The 17,763-nt window shown below is 73.4% G+C and carries 11 protein-coding genes and 2 pseudogenes; 4 read left to right on the forward strand and 9 right to left on the reverse strand.

The window, feature by feature from the left end; all coding sequences use genetic code 11:
- Window positions 1-65 precede the first annotated feature (65 nt).
- The 4 genes and pseudogenes from ACIQ7D_RS26690 to ACIQ7D_RS26705 form a co-directional block, all read right to left on the reverse strand.
- A complete protein-coding gene (locus ACIQ7D_RS26690) occupies window positions 66-1,313 on the reverse strand; it encodes an SWIM zinc finger family protein (RefSeq protein WP_403941573.1) in 1,248 nt (415 codons plus the stop codon).
- Window positions 1,310-4,300, reverse strand: coding sequence for a DEAD/DEAH box helicase (locus ACIQ7D_RS26695; protein WP_403941690.1), 2,991 nt, complete (start codon window positions 4,298-4,300; stop codon window positions 1,310-1,312). Before ACIQ7D_RS26695 ends, ACIQ7D_RS26690 begins: the two co-directional genes overlap by 4 nt.
- A gap of 231 nt (window positions 4,301-4,531) precedes the next feature.
- Window positions 4,532-5,872 (reverse strand): annotated as a pseudogene (locus ACIQ7D_RS26700) (carboxylesterase/lipase family protein); the annotation flags it as partial.
- Window positions 5,873-5,882: 10 nt separating this feature from the next.
- Window positions 5,883-6,893, reverse strand: coding sequence for an SPFH domain-containing protein (locus tag ACIQ7D_RS26705; protein WP_403941575.1), 1,011 nt, complete (start codon window positions 6,891-6,893; stop codon window positions 5,883-5,885).
- A gap of 281 nt (window positions 6,894-7,174) precedes the next feature.
- Here ACIQ7D_RS26705 and ACIQ7D_RS26710 point away from each other — a divergent pair, with 281 nt between their 5' ends.
- Together ACIQ7D_RS26710 and ACIQ7D_RS26715 are read left to right on the forward strand one after the other, a co-directional pair.
- The gene (locus ACIQ7D_RS26710) at window positions 7,175-7,516 is read left to right on the forward strand and encodes a hypothetical protein (RefSeq protein WP_403941577.1); all 342 of its coding nucleotides are present in this window, start codon (window positions 7,175-7,177) and stop codon (window positions 7,514-7,516) included.
- 81 nt (window positions 7,517-7,597) lie between these two features.
- Window positions 7,598-7,855: pseudogene (locus ACIQ7D_RS26715) on the forward strand (DUF6343 family protein); the annotation flags it as partial.
- Window positions 7,856-8,021: 166 nt separating this feature from the next.
- Here the strand turns inward: ACIQ7D_RS26715 and ACIQ7D_RS26720 are convergent.
- The 4 genes from ACIQ7D_RS26720 to rpsA all read right to left on the reverse strand — a co-directional run bounded on the left by ACIQ7D_RS26720 (window position 8,022) and on the right by rpsA (window position 12,006).
- The gene (locus ACIQ7D_RS26720; protein ID WP_403941579.1) at window positions 8,022-8,396 is read right to left on the reverse strand and encodes a tetratricopeptide repeat protein; all 375 of its coding nucleotides are present in this window, start codon (window positions 8,394-8,396) and stop codon (window positions 8,022-8,024) included.
- 107 nt (window positions 8,397-8,503) lie between these two features.
- Window positions 8,504-9,109 (reverse strand): dephospho-CoA kinase, encoded by a 606-nt coding sequence (coaE, locus tag ACIQ7D_RS26725; protein WP_403941581.1) that lies wholly within the window; start codon window positions 9,107-9,109, stop codon window positions 8,504-8,506.
- Window positions 9,110-9,206: 97 nt separating this feature from the next.
- On the reverse strand, window positions 9,207-10,151 hold the full coding sequence (locus ACIQ7D_RS26730) for a PAC2 family protein (RefSeq protein ID WP_403941583.1): 945 nt from the start codon (window positions 10,149-10,151) through the stop codon (window positions 9,207-9,209).
- Window positions 10,152-10,494: 343 nt separating this feature from the next.
- Window positions 10,495-12,006 (reverse strand): 30S ribosomal protein S1, encoded by a 1,512-nt coding sequence (gene rpsA / locus ACIQ7D_RS26735; protein ID WP_384995898.1) that lies wholly within the window; start codon window positions 12,004-12,006, stop codon window positions 10,495-10,497.
- A gap of 334 nt (window positions 12,007-12,340) precedes the next feature.
- On the opposite strand from rpsA, the gene ACIQ7D_RS26740 reads away from it, so the two are divergent.
- Complete coding sequence (locus ACIQ7D_RS26740; RefSeq protein ID WP_403941585.1) at window positions 12,341-13,246, forward strand: class I SAM-dependent methyltransferase; 906 nt, start codon at window positions 12,341-12,343, stop codon at window positions 13,244-13,246.
- A gap of 57 nt (window positions 13,247-13,303) precedes the next feature.
- Window positions 13,304-15,883, forward strand: a complete 2,580-nt coding sequence (gene hrpB / locus ACIQ7D_RS26745) for an ATP-dependent helicase HrpB (protein WP_403941587.1) — start codon at window positions 13,304-13,306, stop codon at window positions 15,881-15,883.
- A gap of 118 nt (window positions 15,884-16,001) precedes the next feature.
- Here hrpB and ACIQ7D_RS26750 read toward each other — a convergent pair whose 3' ends face one another.
- Window positions 16,002-17,744: a lytic murein transglycosylase gene (locus tag ACIQ7D_RS26750; RefSeq protein WP_403941589.1), complete on the reverse strand. Its 1,743-nt coding sequence runs from the start codon at window positions 17,742-17,744 to the stop codon at window positions 16,002-16,004.
- Window positions 17,745-17,763 lie beyond the last annotated feature (19 nt).

Here is a 17,763-nt window from a genome sequence, read left to right on the forward strand (position 1 = left end):
CCGCTCTTCAACCGCTACGCAATGTGGTCCGTCTACCGAAGTACGGGAGTGAACGAGCTTACCCGTCACCGCCCCAGCAGGGCGGAGAGTGCGCCCACCGGATCGGTGTCGGGGGTGCCGCGCGGCCACCAGTCCTCCCGTCCCCGGTCCGATTCGTAGCCGTACCAGAGGCCGTCGCGGCCGAAGCGGAGTTGCAGCGAGTCCGTGGAGAGGTGGTTGCGCACGGGGCGGAAGTGCGGGAAGTCGGCGGCTATGAGGGCGGGGCGGGCCCGGTCGAAGGGGCCGGCCGGCGGATCCCAGGGCTCTTCCAGCACGGCCAGCCCCGCCAGGCCGCCCTGGTGCCAGGCGGCGACGGCGCGGGCCAGGTCGGTGGGGGCGCGGTGGAGGGCCGCGGCCAGGTCACGGTAGAGGGCGCGGGTGGACGCCGTCAGCCCCGAGCCGGGGTGGGCGGCGGCCAGGCGTACCGCGTCCTGCCAGGGGGTGAGGGCGCCGATCGGGTCGAGTCCCGTGGTGAGGAAGGTGTGCGCGCGGGCGGCCGCCTCGGTGGCGAGGAGGTCGAGGGCGAGCGGATCGGGCGCTCCGGGTGACTGGGGGTAGACGGGCGGACGGCCGGGGTGCGCGGGGACGGGGAACGGCGGCGGAAGCGGTGGGAGCGTGCGCGGGGCGAGGGCTGTCCGCGCGTCGACCGTGGGCATCGGCGGTGCGGTCGTGGTCCGTTCGGCCGCGGAACGGGTGGCGTTGCGGCGGGTCAGGTCGGCCAGGATCTCCTGTTCGCCGCGGCCCCGGAGCAGGAAGAGGACGAAGGGGTCCTCGTCCAGGAGCCGGGCCGTCTGGTAGCAGAGGGCCGCCGCGTGTTTGCAGGGGTAGCCGTCGTCGGGGCAGGAGCAGTCGGGGGTGAGGTCGCCCGCGGCGGGCAGCAGATCGGCGGAGGCCGCGAGGGTGTGCGGCATGGCCTTGTCGAGCAGGGCGGCGATGTGGTCGGGGCGGGCCGCGGCGGTGTCGAGCAGGTCCTCCCAGTCGGTGTCGCCGAGGGTGCGCAGGCGGATCTCCGTACGGTACGGGCGTGGCCGGGAGCCGTGGACGTACGCCATGACGCGGCCGGGGGTGACGGTGATCGCGTCGACCCGGCCGCTGCCCGCGTACGTACGGCCGCGCTGGAGGCGCGCGGTGTCGAGGGCGGTGTCCTCCATGGACTCCACCCAGGCGTTGCCCCACCAGGTCTCGGCGAAGTCCCCGTGGTCGCCGGGGCGGGCGGGCAGGGCGGGGAACGTCCGGCGGCGGTCGTCGTGCCGGGGTGCGCGCGCGGTGGTCATGACGGCCTCCGCAGGGAGACGAGATCGCCCAGCTCGCGGTCGGTCAGCTCGGTGAGGGCCGCCTCGCCGGAGCCGAGGACGGCGTCGGCCAGGGCCTTCTTGGAGGCGAGCATCTCGGCGATCCGGTCCTCGACCGTGCCCTCCGCGATGAGCCGGTGGACCTGTACGGGCTGGGTCTGGCCGATGCGATAGGCGCGGTCGGTGGCCTGCTCCTCCACGGCCGGGTTCCACCAGCGGTCGAAGTGGACGACATGTCCGGCCCTGGTCAGGTTGAGCCCGGTGCCCGCCGCCTTCAGCGAGAGGACGAAGACGGGCACCTCGCCGGACTGGAACCGGTCGACCATACGCTCGCGCTCCGCGATGGGCGTACCGCCGTGGAGCAACTGGGACGGGACCGCGCGGGCGGCGAGATGGGCGGAGAGCAGCCGCGCCATCGACACGTACTGGGTGAAGATCAGGACCGAGCCGTCCTCCGTGAGGATCGTGTCGAGCAGTTCGTCGAGCAGGGCGAGCTTGCCGGAGCGGCCGGTCAGCCGGGCCGCGTCCTCCTTCAGGTACTGCGCGGGGTGGTTGCAGATCTGTTTGAGGGAGGTGAGCAGCTTCATCACCAGACCGCGGCGGGCGATGCCCTCGGACGCCTCGATGGCCGCCATCGTCTCGCGTACGACCGCCTCGTAGAGCGACGCCTGTTCCCGGGTGAGGGGGACGGGGTGGTCGCTCTCGGTCTTGGGCGGCAGCTCGGGCACGATCCCCGGGTCGGACTTCTTCCTGCGCAGCAGGAACGGCCGGACGAGGCGGGCCAGTCGCGCCACCGCCTCCTCGTTGTCGGCGTCCTTGATGTCGGCGCTCTTCGCGTTCTCCACATTCTCGACGATCCTCGCGTGGCGGGCGCGGAACGCCTTGAGGGGGCCGAGCAGCCCGGGGGTGGTCCAGTCGAGGAGGGCCCACAGCTCGGAGAGGTTGTTCTCCACGGGCGTGCCGGTCAGCGCGACCCTGGCGGGCGCCGGGATCGTACGGAGCGCCTTGGCCGTGGACGAGAAGGGGTTCTTGACGTGCTGTGCCTCGTCCGCGACGACCATTCCCCAGGGGTGTGCGGCCAGCGTCTCGGCGCTGCCGCGCATCGTGCCGTAGGTGGTGAGGACGAAGCCGTCCGTCACTTCGTCCAGGGTGCGTCCCACACCGTGGAAGCGGTGCACGGGGACCCCGGGGGCGAAGCGGGTGATCTCGCGCTCCCAGTTGCCGAGGAGCGAGGCGGGGCAGACGACCAGCGTCGGGGCGGGGCGGGCGCGGTGCAGATGGAGGGCGATGAGCGTGACGGTCTTGCCGAGGCCCATGTCGTCCGCGAGGCAGCCGCCGAGGCCGAGCGAGGTCATCAGGTCCAGCCAGGCCAGGCCGCGCAGTTGGTAGTCGCGCAGGGTGGCGGCGAGCGCCGGGGGCTGGGGGACCCTCGCCGGGCCCGAGAGCAGGCGGTCGCGCAGCGCCGCCAGCGCGCCCGTGGGCACGGCCTCCACGGTCTCGCCGTCCACGTCGGCGGTACCGGTGAGGGCCACGGCGAGCGCGTCGACGGGCTCCAGCAGGCCCAGCTCCCGCTTGCGCGCCTTCCGTACGAGGGCGGGATCGATGACCACCCACTGGTCGCGCAGGCGGACGATCGGCCGGTGCGACTCGGCGAGAGCGTCCATCTCCTGCTCGGAGAGCGGATCACCGTCGAGCGCCAACTGCCAGTTGAACTTGAGCAGTTCCACGCTGTCGAAGAACGGGGTGCCGTCGGTGGCCGAGCCGGGCGCGGGACGGACCACCGCGGCCGCCGTGAGCGTACGCGCCAGTTCCCGGGGCCAGTGCACCGTGACGCCCGCCTCCGCGAGGCGGGCCGCCCCGGGCCCGAGCAGTTCGTACAGCTCGTCCTCGGAGAGGGGCAGCGCGTCGGGGATGTCGCGCTCCAGGAGCCGGGCGAGCGGCGTCCAGACGCGGGCGGCGCGGCGCAGCGCCAGCATGGCGTCGATACGGGCGCGTGGCCCGAAGCTTTCGGCGCCGTCGCCCGCCCAGAGCCCGGCCGCGTCGATGACCAGGGTCGGGTCGGCCAGGCTGTGGACCTGGACGAGCGCCGTCCCGGCCCGGCGTGCGTCGTCGACCGTGGTGTCGCGGCGCGCGGCGGCGCCGTCGTCGGTGGTGCCGTCGTCGGCAGCGGCAGCGTGATCGGCCCGGGCGGCGGGTGCGGTCTCCGCCGCGGTCTGCGCGTGGTCGAACAGCTCGTACGCCGAGAGGTCGAGGCGCAGCGAGACCCGCACCCCCGCGTCCATGCCGGCCGCCGCCTCGGCCGCCCAGGCCCTGGCGCCCGGCAGATGCTGCCCGGCCCGCGCGGCGAACGGCGCCCCCGCCGCGTACGCCGCCGCCGGGGTGCGCGGCAGGGAGTCGGCCACCGCGTCGAGGAAGGCACGGACCAGCGCTTCCGGCTCGGGCAGCAGAAGCGGCCCGTCGCCCGGCAGCGGTACGGGGTGCGCCTCGGGCGGCATGGCCGCGGCGATGGCGCGCAGCTGCGCGATGTCGTCGGCGTCGAGCGGGCCGGCCCGCCAGGCGTCGTGGTCGGAGGCGGTGAGCCCGGGGAGCAGTCGGCCGCGCGCGGCCAACTGGAGCGCGTGCAGCGCGGCGGCGCCCCAGCAGGCCGACGCCGGGTGCGCCGTCCTGTCGCGCCGGGCGCGGACCAGCAGCGGGACAGCGTCCGCGACGGACATCAGGACGACGGGGACCGTGACCGCGCGGACTGCGACCCCACCGTCCTCACCACCGGTGACACCGGCCCCGTCCCCGGCCGCGTCCCTGTCTTCGTCGCCACCGCCGTCGCGTCGTACGACCGTCAGCTCGTCCCCCGGCGCCTCCGGCAGCTCCCCCTCCGGCGCCCAGAAGGCGACCCGGCCCTCGCGCGGCAGCCCCGCGGGCAGGAAAACAGCCGCGTGGCGCACCAGCGCCGCGGTTCCGTGCACGGTCATGGTCCTTCCCCCTCCCCGCTTCGCATCGGCCGGTATCCGATTACTCTGCGAGTCTAGGCGGGGGGTCTGACACTGCCCCTCGCCAGAGTCTTTTCGCAGGTCAGCGCAGCCCGTCCCAGAGTTCTCGCTCCCGCGCCCGCGGGTCGCGCACGGGCGCGGAGGCGGCGCCGGGACCGCCGCCGAACACGTCGTACGGGTGTCGCGGTCGTACGGCTCCCAGCCCGGGTCGCCGGTCCGCGCGAACGCCACCCACGCCCGGTGCATCGCCTCCGCGAGCTCCGCCGGCGGCCGGTCGCCGAGCATCGGCGTGTACGCGGGGTGACCCGGACGGTCGAAGACGAACCCCAGCTCAGCGCCGTGACAGGCGCCGAGCAGGCCGCCGTGGCGCGGGGAGCGCCAGGCGAACTCGTACAGGTACGAGCCGGGCACGGACTCGGCGAGGCGGAGCGCGGGGATCCGATAGAACCAGTCCGTGGCCAGGGCGTCGAACACCTCGCCCGGGCCCGCGCCGGGCCGCGCCGCGCGGTAGACGGCCGGTGCCAGGTCGGGGTCGAGGCCGTAGGCGGCGGCGGTCGCGCGCAGCTTTGTCTCCGGCAGCGCGTCCAGCCGTCCGGTGGGCACGAGGAAGAGGCGGTACTCCTCGCGGTTGCTGCCGGCCAGCAGCCGGACCCCGTGGCCTGGCCCGGGCAGGGGCAACTCCGGGAGGACCGGTTCGAACGGCATCATGTTGAGCGCCGCCTCACCCCACAGCGCGGGGTCGGGCCGGGCGCCGATCTCCGCGCGCAGCTCGCTCTGCGCGGACAGCAGCCGGTTCCACGGAACGGCGGCGAAGGCGTCGGCGGCGGGGGCTACGGACAGTTTCCGGGCCAGCCGGGCCGTGATCAGCTCCGCCGAGGCGGGGCGCAGGAAGTGGTGGGCCGCGCCGCTCTGGAGGATCGCGCCCCGGAAGAGCCCCCGCGCGCGCTCCATGGCGAGCAGGGCGCCGATGCTCATCGCTCCGGCCGACTGTCCGACGAGGGTGACCCGGTCCGGGTCACCTCCGAAGGAGGCGATGTTGTCCCGTACCCACTCCAGGGCGGCGATCTGGTCCAGCAGCCCCCTGTTGTCCGGTACGCCGTCGAGACGGAGGAAACCCTCGGCCCCGAGCCGGTAGTTGATCGTCACGCACACCACGCCGTCGCGGGCGAACGTACCGCCGTCGTACGCGGGCAGTGATCCCGAGCCGTTCGCGAAGGCCCCGCCATGCACCCACACCAGCACCGGAAGGCGGGCCTCCGGGCCGGGCGCGGGGGTCCAGATGTTCAGGTTGAGGCAGCTCTCCCCCGGCGCGCCCGGCACGGTGTACTGCGGCAGGAGGGCGTCGAAGGGCGGGGTGTACGGGGCCTGCGGCGCCGTCGGACCGTACGCGAACGCCGGCCGGACGCCCTCCCAGGGCTCGGGGGCCACGGGGCGGCCGAAGCGCGGGGCGGTCGCGTACGGGATTCCCAGGAACGCCACCACCGGCGGGGCGAGGCCGGGGCGCCCGCCGACCCTGCCCTGCCGGGTCGCGCAGACCGGGCCCCGGTGCGTCATACGGCGCGGGTCAGACGTGGGGCTGGACGTGGGGCCTGGCGGGTGGCATGGGATCGGGGGAGGCGAGCCGCTCCTTCAGCGCGTCCGGCTCCAGCTCCGCGTCGGATTCCGGCACCAGCTCCGCGTCGGGCTCCGGCGCCGGCACACCGGCCGGTTCCGGACCCGTTCCCCGTTCCGCGACCGGTTCCGGCGTCTGCGGGACGGCGGGGGCGGTCGCCTGTGCGACTCCGGAGACCGCCTGCACCGCCTGTGCGGCCTCGCCGGGCGTGGCGCGCTCCAGGAAGCGCAGCAGTTCGACGGGGAAGGGCAGGACGAGGGTGGAGTTCTTCTCCGCGGCGACGGCCACGACCGTCTGGAGCAGCCGGAGCTGCAGCGCCGCGGGCTGGCCGGACATCTGCTCGGCGGCCTCGGCGAGCTTCTTCGACGCCTGGAGCTCGGCGTCCGCGTTGATGACCCGCGCGCGCCGCTCCCGGTCGGCCTCCGCCTGGCGTGCCATCGACCGCTTCATCGTCTCCGGCAGCGACACGTCCTTGATCTCGACCCGGTCGATCTGGACGCCCCAGCCGATCGCCGGGCTGTCGATCATCAGCTCCAGGCCCTGATTCAGCTTCTCCCTGTTCGACAGCAGGTCGTCCAGGTCGCTCTTGCCGATGATGGAGCGGAGCGACGTCTGGGCCATCTGCGAGACGGCGAACCGGTAGTCCTCGACCCGGATCACCGCGTCGGCCGCGTCGACCACCTTGAAATAGATCACGGCGTCCACGCGCACGGTGACGTTGTCGCGCGTGATGCCGTCCTGGGCGGGCACCGGCATCGTCACGATCTGCATGTTGACCTTGTGGAGCTTGTCCACGAAGGGGACGACCGTGGTGAACCCGGGGCCCCTGATCCCTTCTCGCAGCCGGCCGAGGCGCAGGACGACACCCCGTTCGTACTGCTTGACGACCCGGGCCGCCGCCATGGCGTACAGCCCGCACGCGCAGATGACGGCTATGACCGCGATGACCAGTTCCTCGACCATGATGGGCCCCCTGACGCCGGACGCGGACCGAGGTGCTGATTACCACGGTATGCCTTGTATGACCGGTGGTCGAGACACGCGGAGCAGGAGGATACCGGCGCGTAGCCCGACCGGCGGCGCCCGTGGTGCCGCGGTGGCGCCCATCCGGCAGGGTGACCAGCACATGCCCGCTTTCCGCCCGCCTCCCGCCCGTTTCGCTCCTTCTCCCCGCCCTCTTCCCGCACTCCGCCCCGCCCTCATTCCGCAGCCTCAGCTTCCGCTTCCGAGACGAGGACCCGCCCATGTCCGTGACCGATCACCGGCGCCTCGGCATCGCCGCCGGGGCCGCGCTCCTGACCTTCGCCGTCGCGGGCTGTTCGGTCCTCGGCCGGGCCGCGGTGGGCACCATCACGTACGACACCGGCCACAAGAGCCGTGTCCAGGTGACCACCCCGTCGGTCACCGGATGCCACAAACTGGAGCCGACCGGTGCCGTGGCGATCACCAACCGCACCGTGCTCGATCTCGTCGCGTACCCGGCGGCCAACTGCACCGGCAGGAACACGGCGTACATCGCCACCACTCTGTCCGATGTGATCGCGCCGGGCGCCGGGCCGTGGCTCAGCTACTCGATCGTGCACTGAGGTCCGGGCGCTGACGACGTTCACCGGTGGGCGTTCCCGGGTAGACCAGCGGTGAGGGCCGGAACGGGAGGTGCGAGAGCCATGCGCACCGGTAGTGAACCTGTCACCGCGCGCAGCGCGCTGCGGATGCGGTTCTGGCTGAGCCTGTGGGGGCTGGTCTGGACCGCCCTCGGTACGGCGGCGTTCGCCGTGGCCGGGAGACCCGGGTGGGCCGCCGCCTGCGGTGTGCTGGTGCTGATCGTCGCGATCGATCTGGCCGTGGTCCTGGCACGGATCCGGCAGGGGTCGCGTTTCCAGCCGGGCCGGGAGGTCCCTCCGTACCGGCCGGACCACGGCCCCTACCCGATTCTCGTGCAGGACCGGGAGCGCATCCGGGACCTGGAGCGTCACCGGATGCGCCGGCGCCACCACATCGGCCGCCACACCACATGACCCACGTGATCCATGTGATCGAGATCCAGGAGATCGAGGTCTACGTGATCGACGTCTACGTGATCCAGGTGATCTAGGCGTCCGGTGCGTTCGAGTCGAAGCGCGCCGCCTGCAGATACTCCGGCTTGGGGTCCAGCGCCGCCGCGAGGCGGAAGTGCCGCTTCGCCTGCTCCGGACGCCCCGACCGCTCGAACGTACGGGCCAGCGCGAAGTGCGCGAACGCGTTGTCCGGCTCCCGCTCCAGGACGAGTTCGAATTCCAGCTCGGCGGGGCGCAGTTGGGCGGCGGCGAAGAAGGCGCGGGCGCGCAGCAGCCGGGCCGCGGTGTTCTCCGGGTGGGACGCGATCACCGAATCCAGCAGTTTGACGGCCCCGCGCGGGTCACGCGCGGCGAGAAGCTGCTCCGCCGCGCGGTAGTCGATGATGTGGGTCTCCGGGCTCTCTGGCACGTTCGCATCCTTCCCTGACTTCGCGCTCTCAACGCGGGACATGACGACGCTATTCCTCAGACCGTCAACCGGCACACTCCGGCGTCCGCTCTCCGGCGTGCGCCGGGTCAGCCGCGCGCGGCGGCGCGTTCCGTCACGGTCCGCCACACCGCGCGAACCTGCGGTTCCAGCAGCTCCAGCGGGCCGTCGTTGTCGATGACCAGGTCGGCGACGGCGCGCCGCGCCTCTCGGGTGGCCTGGGCCGCCATCCGCGCGCGTGCCTCGCGCTCCGTCATCCCGCGCAGCCGGACGAGCCGGTCGAGCTGGGTCTCGGGGGTGGCGTCGACGACCACGACGAGGTCGTACAGCGCCGCCATGTCGTTCTCGACGAGCAGCGGTACGTCGTGGACCACGATCGCGTCCGGGCCCGCCGCGGCCTCCAGCTCGGCCGAGCGTGCCCGTACCAGCGGGTGCACGATCGCGTTCAGCGCCGCCAGCCGCTCGGGGTCACCGAAGACGATCCGGCCGAGTCCCGGCCGGTCGAGGGCGCCCTCGGGGGTGCGGACGTCCGGGCCGAACTCGGCGATCACCGCCGCCAGCCCGGGTGTTCCCGGAGCCACCACCTCTCGGGCGATCCGGTCGGAGTCGATCAGCACGGCTCCGAATCCGGTCAGCAGACGAGAGACCTCGCTCTTTCCCGAACCGATTCCGCCGGTAAGTCCCAACCTCAGCATGGAGCCAGCCTAGAGCCTCACAAAAGACCCCGGGCCGGCCCGGGCGGGCGGCGCCTCCCATCGCGGCCAACCGGGCGCACCGGCGCACCGCGTGGCGTCACGCGCCGCCGTCCCCCTCCCGCTCCGCGAGGAACTTCTCGAACTCGCGCCCGATCTCGTCCGCCGACGGCAGCTCCGCCGGCTCGGCGACCAGGCTGCCCCGTGTCTCGGCGCCGGCCATCGCGTCGTACTGGTGCTCAAGCCCCTGCACCATCGTGACCAGCTCCTCGTCCCCCTCGCCGAGCTGCCGCTCGATCTCGGTCTGGGTGCGCTGCGCCTCCGTACGCAGGGAGTGCGCGACGCTCGGCAGCACCAGGCCCGTCGCGGCCGTGATCGCCTCCAGCGCGGTCAGCGCCGCGTCCGGGTAGGAGGACCTGGCGACATAGTGCGGGACATGCGCGGCGACGCCGAGCACGTCGTGCTCCGACTCCATCAGCCGGTACTCGACCAGCGACTCGGCGCTGCCCGGCACCTGGGCCTCGTCGAACGGATTACGGTGGCCCGGCATGAGGTCGGTGCGGTTGCCGTGCGGGGTGATGCCGACGGGACGCGTGTGCGGTACGCCCATCGGGATGCCGTGGAAGTTGACCGACAGCCGGACGCCGAGACGTTCGACGATCTGCCGTACGGCGACCGCGAAGCGCTCCCACTCCACGTCCGGTTCGGGGCCCGACAGCAGCAGGAACGGGGCGCCCGTGGCGTCCTGCACCAGCCGTACGTCGAGCGTGGGCGTCTCGTAGTCCGTCCAGCGGTCGCGCCGGAACGTCAGGAGCGGGCGCCGCGCGCGGTAGTCGACCAGCCTGTCGTGGTCGAAACGGGCCACCACCTGGTGGGGCAGTGACTCCAGCAGGTTCTCGACGATCTGGTCGCCGGTCTCCCCCGCGTCGATATAGCCGTCGAAGTGGTACAGCATGACCAAGCCCGCCGACTCCTGCGCCAGCGCCATGTCGACGACGGCGAGGCCCTTGGGCTCCCACTCGTACAAACCCTGCGGATCAAGCACGGTTACCGCTCCTCCTCGTGTTCATAACGAAGAACGCGTCATGGGGCGCAGGCATTCCCCGCGTCCCACCCGCCTAACCCATCCGACCGGCCCCGCCACGGCGGCCGTCCCGCCGGATCTCTCCCAGAAGCTCCTCGAAGGGGTGTGCGCGGGCAGGGGTGTTGGCGCCGGTGACGTCGAACGTCTCGCCGTAGGCGCCCGGTTGACGGCAGCGGCCCACTCTTGTCCCGCCCTGTCACCGGCTGCCCGGAGGGTCGGTCCTGGCACGCGTAAGGCCCGCTCCCCGGAGGGAACGGGCCTTACGTTCAAGCGGTCCTGCTACCTACGACACACTGCCGGAGCGTCAGCTCTGGCCGCCGGCCAGCTTCTCGCGCAGCGCGGCCAGGGCCTCGTCCGACGCCAGGGCGCCGGAGTTGTCCGCCGACTCCGAGGAGTACGAGCCACCGCCACCGGAGGCGGCCGGGGCGTTGCCCCCGCCGGCGGGCGCGGCAGCACCCTCGGCAGCGGCGGCCTCGTCGGCCTCGCGGGACTTGATGACCTGGGCCTGGTGCTGCTCGAAGCGCGACTGCGCCTCGGCGTACTGGCCCTCCCACGCCTCGCGCTGGGTCTCGAAGCCCTCCAGCCAGTCGTTGGTCTCGGGGTCGAAGCCCTCGGGGTAGATGTAGTTGCCCTGGTCGTCGTAGGACGCGGCCATGCCGTAGAGCGTCGGGTCGAACTCGACCGAGGCCGGGTCGCTGCCGAAGGACTCGTTGGCCTGCTTCAGCGAGAGGCTGATGCGGCGGCGCTCCAGGTCGATGTCGATGACCTTGACGAAGATCTCGTCGTTGACCTGGACGACCTGCTCCGGGATCTCCACGTGGCGCTCGGCCAGCTCGGAGATGTGGACCAGACCCTCGATGCCCTCGTCGACGCGGACGAACGCGCCGAAGGGAACGAGCTTGGTGACCTTGCCGGGAACGACCTGGCCGATCTGGTGCGTCCGGGCGAACTGCTGCCACGGGTCTTCCTGCGTCGCCTTGAGCGACAGGGAGACACGCTCGCGGTCCATGTCCACGTCGAGAACCTCGACGGTGACTTCCTGGCCGACCTCGACAACCTCGGAGGGGTGGTCGATGTGCTTCCAGGACAGCTCGGAGACGTGCACGAGACCGTCGACGCCGCCGAGGTCCACGAACGCGCCGAAGTTGACGATCGAGGAGACGACGCCGGAGCGGACCTGGCCCTTCTGCAGGGTCGTGAGGAAGGTCTGGCGGACCTCGCTCTGGGTCTGCTCCAGCCAGGCACGGCGGGACAGGACCACGTTGTTGCGGTTCTTGTCCAGCTCGATGATCTTGGCCTCGAGCTCCTTGCCCACGTAGGGCTGGAGGTCGCGGACGCGGCGCATCTCGACGAGGGAGGCCGGCAGGAAGCCACGGAGGCCGATGTCGAGGATGAGACCACCCTTGACGACCTCGATGACGGTACCGGTGACGATCCCGTCCTCTTCCTTGATCTTCTCGATCGTGCCCCAGGCGCGCTCGTACTGCGCACGCTTCTTGGACAGGATGAGACGGCCTTCCTTGTCCTCCTTCTGGAGAACCAGGGCCTCGATCTCATCGCCCACGGCGACGACCTCGTTGGGGTCGACGTCGTGCTTGATGGAAAGCTCGCGGGAGGGGATGACGCCTTCGGTCTTGTAACCGATGTCGAGCAGGACCTCGTCCCGGTCGACCTTCACGATGACGCCGTCGACGATGTCGCCGTCGTTGAAGTACTTGATCGTCTCGTCGATCGCGGCGAGGAAGGCTTCCTCGTTACCGATGTCGTTGACCGCAACCTGCGGGGTGGTGGCGGTGGTCTCGGTGCTGCTCGTCATGTGGGAAAGGGCTCCGGTGCGGACAGTGAGTCGTAGGTACTGCTACGCCGGGAGCCCGTATCGCCATCTGCAAGAACCCGGACAGCCAAGGGAGCGCCGTCCCCGGGAAACCGGGGAAAGCGCCTCGCCGACCGAGGAAAACGTACTTACAGAGTGCGAGCGCGGCTGCTACGTCTGAGGCGCGCAAGCCCGCAGCGCAACCTTTAGCATACGGGGGCAGCCGGGCATGGTCAATGCGCGAAGGCGCACACCCGGGGCGGAACGCCCCATACCCGGCACAAACTGCGTTTGATGAGGCCACACGGGCCTCCGCCCGCACCCTACGACGACGGACATGATGATCCAAGAGCAGCGAGAACAGGCCGAGCGGACAGCGGCACAGGCTGCGGCGCACGGCTCCGGCACACCGGAGTCAGCATCGGAGCCGCCACCGGAGCCCGAGCCCGAGGCGACCCGCCGTGACTCCGGCGAGACGGAGAGCAGCCGCGCCAACCGGGGCTGGTGGGACAGGAACGCCGACGACTACCAGGTCGAGCACGGCAGCTTCCTCGGCGACGACCGCTTCGTCTGGTGCCCCGAAGGGCTCGACGAGGTGGAGGCCGAGCTGCTGGGCCCGGCCGAGGAGCTGCGCGGCCGGGACGTCCTGGAGATCGGGGCGGGCGCCGCGCAGTGCTCGCGCTGGCTGGCGGCGCAGGGCGCGCGCCCGGTGGCGCTGGACCTCTCGCACCGCCAGCTCCAGCACGCGCTGCGCATCGCGGAGGGACGCTCCCGTACCTTCCCGCTGGTCCAGGCGGACGCGGGGACGCTGCCCTTCCGGGACGGTTCCTTCGACCTGGCCTGCTCGGCGTACGGCGCGATCCCCTTCGTCGCCGACCCGGTGAAGGTCTTCCGTGAGGTACGGCGCGTCCTGCGGCCGGGCGGGCGCTGGGTCTTCTCGGTGACGCACCCGGTGCGCTGGGCGTTCCCCGACGAGCCGGGTCCCGAGGGCCTGACGGCCGGGGCGTCGTACTTCGACCGCACCCCGTACGTGGAACAGGACGAGAAGGGGAACGCGGTCTACGTGGAGCACCACAGGACCCTCGGCGACCGGGTACGCGACGTGGTGGGCGGCGGCTTCCGGCTGATCGACGTCGTGGAGCCGCAGTGGCCGGTGTGGAACACACAGGAGTGGGGCGGCTGGTCCCCGCTGCGCGGCGCGCTGATCCCGGGCACGGCGATCTTCGTCTGCGAGCGCGACTGAGGTACACCGCCGGGGTACGGGGCGGACGCGACGGGCGGCACCGGCGACACTGGGCGGGTGATCCGTGACGACATCCTCGCCGGCCTGCCCGTACGTACCGCTGTCCCCGCGCTGGAGAGCGCCCTCGACGCGCACGGCTGCGCGGTGCTGTGCGCGCCACCGGGCACGGGCAAGACGACGCTGGTTCCGCTGGTCCTGGCCGGGCTGCTCGGGCCGGGCCCGGTACGCCGGGTGATCGTCGCGGAGCCGCGGCGGATCGCGGCGCGCGCGGCGGCCCGCCGGATGGCGTGGCTGCTGGGCGAGCGGGTCGGGGAGCGCGTGGGTTTCACCGTGCGCGGGGAGCGCGCGGTGGGGCGCGCCACGGTGGTGGAGGTGGTGACCACCGGGGTGCTGCTCCAACGCCTCCAGCGCGACCAGGAGCTGGCCGGGGTCGACGCGGTGATCCTCGACGAGTGCCATGAGCGCCATCTCGACGCGGACACCGTGGCGGCCTTCCTGCTGGACGTACGGGCGGCGCTCCGGCCCGAGCTGCGGCTGGTGGCGGCGTCGGCGACCACCGACGCGCAGGGGTGGGCGCGGCTGCTCGGGGACGCGCCGGTGGTGACGGCGACCGGTGTGTCGTACCCGGTGGAGACGGTGTGGGCGCCGCCCCCGGGGTCCGTGCGGCCGCCGCACGGGATGCGGGTCGATCCGGCGCTGCTGACGCATGTGGCGTCGGTGGTGCGCCGGGCGCTGGCGGAGCGCGCGGGCGACGTGCTGTGTTTCCTGCCGGGGGTGGGCGAGATCGGCCGGGTGGCCGGGCTGCTCGGGGGGTGCGGCGCCGAGGTGCTCCAGGTGCACGGCCGGGCGCCCGCGGCGGTGCAGGACGCGGTGCTTGCGGGCTCGTCGGCGGGGCGCCGGGTGGTGCTGGCCACGGCGGTGGCCGAGTCGAGCCTGACGGTGCCCGGTGTACGGGTCGTCGTGGACGCGGGGCTGGCACGCGAGCCCCGTACGGATCACGCGCGCGGGCTGAGCGCGCTGACGACGGTACGGGTGTCGCAGGCGGGCGCGGGGCAGCGCGCGGGGCGGGCCGGGCGCGAGGCCCCGGGGACGGTCTACCGCTGCTGGTCCCCGGCCGAGGACGGCCGGCTGGCGCGCTTCCCCTCCCCCGAGATCAAGGTCGCGGATCTGGCGGCGTTCGCGCTCCAGGCCGCGTGCTGGGGCGACCCGTCGGCGGCGGGGCTCGCGCTGCTGGACGCGCCGCCCGCGGGGGCGCTTGCGGCGGCGCGCTCGGTCCTCGCGGCGATCGGCGCGGTGGACGGGGACGGCCGGGCCACGGAGCGGGGCGTCCGGATGGCGGGGCTCGGTCTGCACCCCCGGCTCGCGCGGGCGCTTCTGGACGGCGCGGGGCAGGTGGGCGCGCGCCGGGCGGCGGAGGTGGTGGCGCTGCTGAGCGAGGAGCCGCCCAGGGCGTACGGGGACGATCTGGCGGCGGCGTGGCGTACGGCGCGCGGGGGCGGAGCCGGGAGCGGGGGGTCGAACGGGGACGCGTACGCGGCGCGTTGGCGCCAGGAGGTGCGGCGGCTGTCCTCCTCCGTAGGGGACTCCTCCGTACGGGGCTCCTCCGTAGGAGGCTCCTCCGCGACGGACGCGCGTCCGAAGGCCGGGGCCGGGGCCGGGGCCGACGACATCGCCGCCGGGCTGGTCACCGCGCTCGCCTTCCCGGAGCGGGTGGCCCGCGCCCGGGGTGAGGGAACGTTCCTGATGGTCTCGGGGACAGGGGCCGAACTGGGCCAGGGTTCGGGGCTGCGGAGCGCGGGCTGGCTGGCGGTGGCGGTCGCCGACCGGCCCGCCACGGCGGCGTCGGCGCGGGTGCGGCTGGCCGCCGTCATCGACGAGGACACCGCGCGGGAGGCGGCCGGCCCCGCGTACGCGCAGGGCGAGGAGGTCCACTGGGAGGGCGGCGAGGTGGTGGCCAGGCGGGTGGCGCGGCTGGGCGCGGTGGAGCTGTCCGTACGCCCGTTGAGGCAGCCGGACCCCGGTCTCGTACGGCGGGCCCTGCTGGCCGGTCTGGAGCGGGAGGGTCTGGGGCTGCTGCGCTGGACGCGTGACGCGCAGGCGCTGCGCGAGCGGCTGGGCTTCCTCCACCGGGAGCTGGCCGGCGGCTGGCCGGACGTCTCGGACGGGGCGCTGCTGGCGCGGGCGGACGTATGGCTGGAGCCGGAGCTGTCCCGGGCCCGGCGCCGGGCCGATCTGGGGCGGCTGGACGCGGGGCAGGCGCTGCGGCGGCTGCTGCCGTGGTCGACCGGGGAGGCGGCGCGTCTGGACGAGCTGGCGCCGGAGCGGATCGAGGTGCCGAGCGGTTCGCGGGTACGGGTGGAGTACGGCGGGCCGCAGCCGGTGCTGGCGGTGAAGCTCCAGGAGCTGTTCGGGCTGCGGGACACGCCCCGGGTGGGCGGGGAGGCGGGCGTTCCGGTGCTGGTGCACCTGCTCTCGCCGGCGGGGCGGCCCGCGGCGGTCACGGCGGACCTGGCGTCGTTCTGGCAGGACGGCTACCGGGCGGTGCGGGCGGAGCTGCGGGGCCGCTATCCGCGCCATCCCTGGCCGGAGGACCCGTCGACGGCGGTGGCGACGCGCCGCCTCAACAGCCGCCGCTGACGGTCGGCGGCCGGCGGGGACGGACGGCGGGAGCCCGGGCGGTCGGAGAGCGGGAGGGGCCGGTGAGCGGAGGAGTCCGCTCACCGGCCCCGGCCGTGCGGTGGTTCGGGCGACCGGTTCAGGCGACCGTCAGCTCGACGGTCAGGGTGGCGCCGCCCTCGGTCGCGATACGGAGCAGGAACGTGCCCGCCGTGTCGCCCGCGTAGATCTTCGGGAGCTGGAGGACACCGTCGGCGTCGGTGGTCAGCTCCGTCAGGGTGCGCAGCGGGTTTCCGTAGGCGTCCTTGAAGTGGGGGCTGTCGGCGGGGACGGTCTCGTCGGTCGCGGAGGTGACGAAGGCGGCGGTCGCGGCGACGCCCGGGGCGGCGGCTCCTTCGTAGGTCGCCCGGACCTCGACCTGGTCGGCGAACTGGTCGCCGGGTGCGGCCGTCAGCGCCGTGTCGGCGGTCCTGGCCAGCTCGTCGGCCTGACGGGCCGTCACGGTCGCCGTGTAGTCGACGCCCGCGACGTCCTCGTTGTCGAGGACGGTGGCGCGGACCGTGAACGTGCCGGTCCGCTCGCCCGCGCGGACGGTCGGTGCGACCGCCCGGCCGTCCTTGCCGGTGATGACGGTCAGCCTGGCCGTGCCGAGCGGGAAGCGGGCGTCGGTGTCGCCGACGATCTCGAACCGTACGGGCACGTCGGCGACGGGCTCGCCGGACGCGTCCGTGGCGCGCACCGAGGCACCTTCGGTGAACCGGCTGCCCGCCACGGCGGTGGTCTTGGCCGTGCCGGTCCGCACGAGCGTCTTGACGACGGGCTCGGGAGCGGGCGTGCCGGGGGTGTCGCCCGGGGTGGGGCTGGTGCCGCCGCCGGGAGGTGTCGGCTTGGGGCTTTCGGTGCCGGGCCCGGTCGCCGGCGGCTTCGACGGCGTGCCGGAGGGCGTGTTCGGGGCGGCCGGCTTGCTCGGCTTCGACACGGAGGGCTTGGGGGTGGTGCTGGGCGTGGGGAGCGGCGTCCGGGCCGGAGCGGGGCTCGGCTGCGCGGTCGAGGGGCTGCCGGGTCCGCTGCCGACGGGCAGCACGCCCTGGCCGTCCGGGACCTCGTGCGTACCGTTCTTGTAGTACCGGAACCAGGTCAGGACCGTGTTCAGGTACTCCTGCGACTGGTTGTAGCCGAGGATCGCCCGGTGGAGGTCGTCCTCAACGGAGAGATCGCGGTCCCCCGCGCAGAGGTAGTAGGCCGCCGCGAGCGCCGCGTCGTAGATGTTGTTGGGGTCCTTGCGGCCGTCACCGTTGCCGTCCTGGCCCCAGGTCGCCCAGGTGGACGGGATGAACTGCATGGGGCCGACGGCGCGGTCGTGCGTGGTGTCGCCGTCGTAGAGGCCGTTGTCGGTGTCGGAGATGTTGGCGAAGCCGACACCGTTGAGGACCGGGCCGAGGATCGGGGCGGCCGTGGTGCCGTCGGCGTCGACCTGGCCGCCGCGTGCCTGGCCCGACTCGACCTTGCCGATGGCGGCGAGGAGCTGCCACGGCAGGTTGCAGCCGGGCTTGTCCTCGGTGAGGGTCTGCTCCGCCCGCTTGTACGCGGTCAGGACCGTGGCCGGTATGCCCGCTTCCGCCGCGCCCGTGACCGGCAGTTCTATCGAGGTGCCGGGCTTGTCCGGGGTGGTGAGAGGCGGAAGCTCGGTGTAGTACGGGGAGTTGCCGGTGACCGCGGTGTCCGGGGACGGTGTCGCGTCGGCGGCCTGGCTCCCGCTGGTGCCGGGGTCCGTGGGGATGGCACCGGGCGCCTGGGACGCGGAGAGGGCCGCGATCGCGGCGGCGGCCACGGCGGTGGTGGTCGCGCCTCTGCGCAGTCTGCTGCCGAATAGCGCTGGCATGGATCGGGCCCCTCCCCGT

It is taken from the genome of Streptomyces sp. NPDC096310 (assembly GCF_044763125.1).
Lineage (GTDB): Bacteria > Actinomycetota > Actinomycetes > Streptomycetales > Streptomycetaceae > Streptomyces.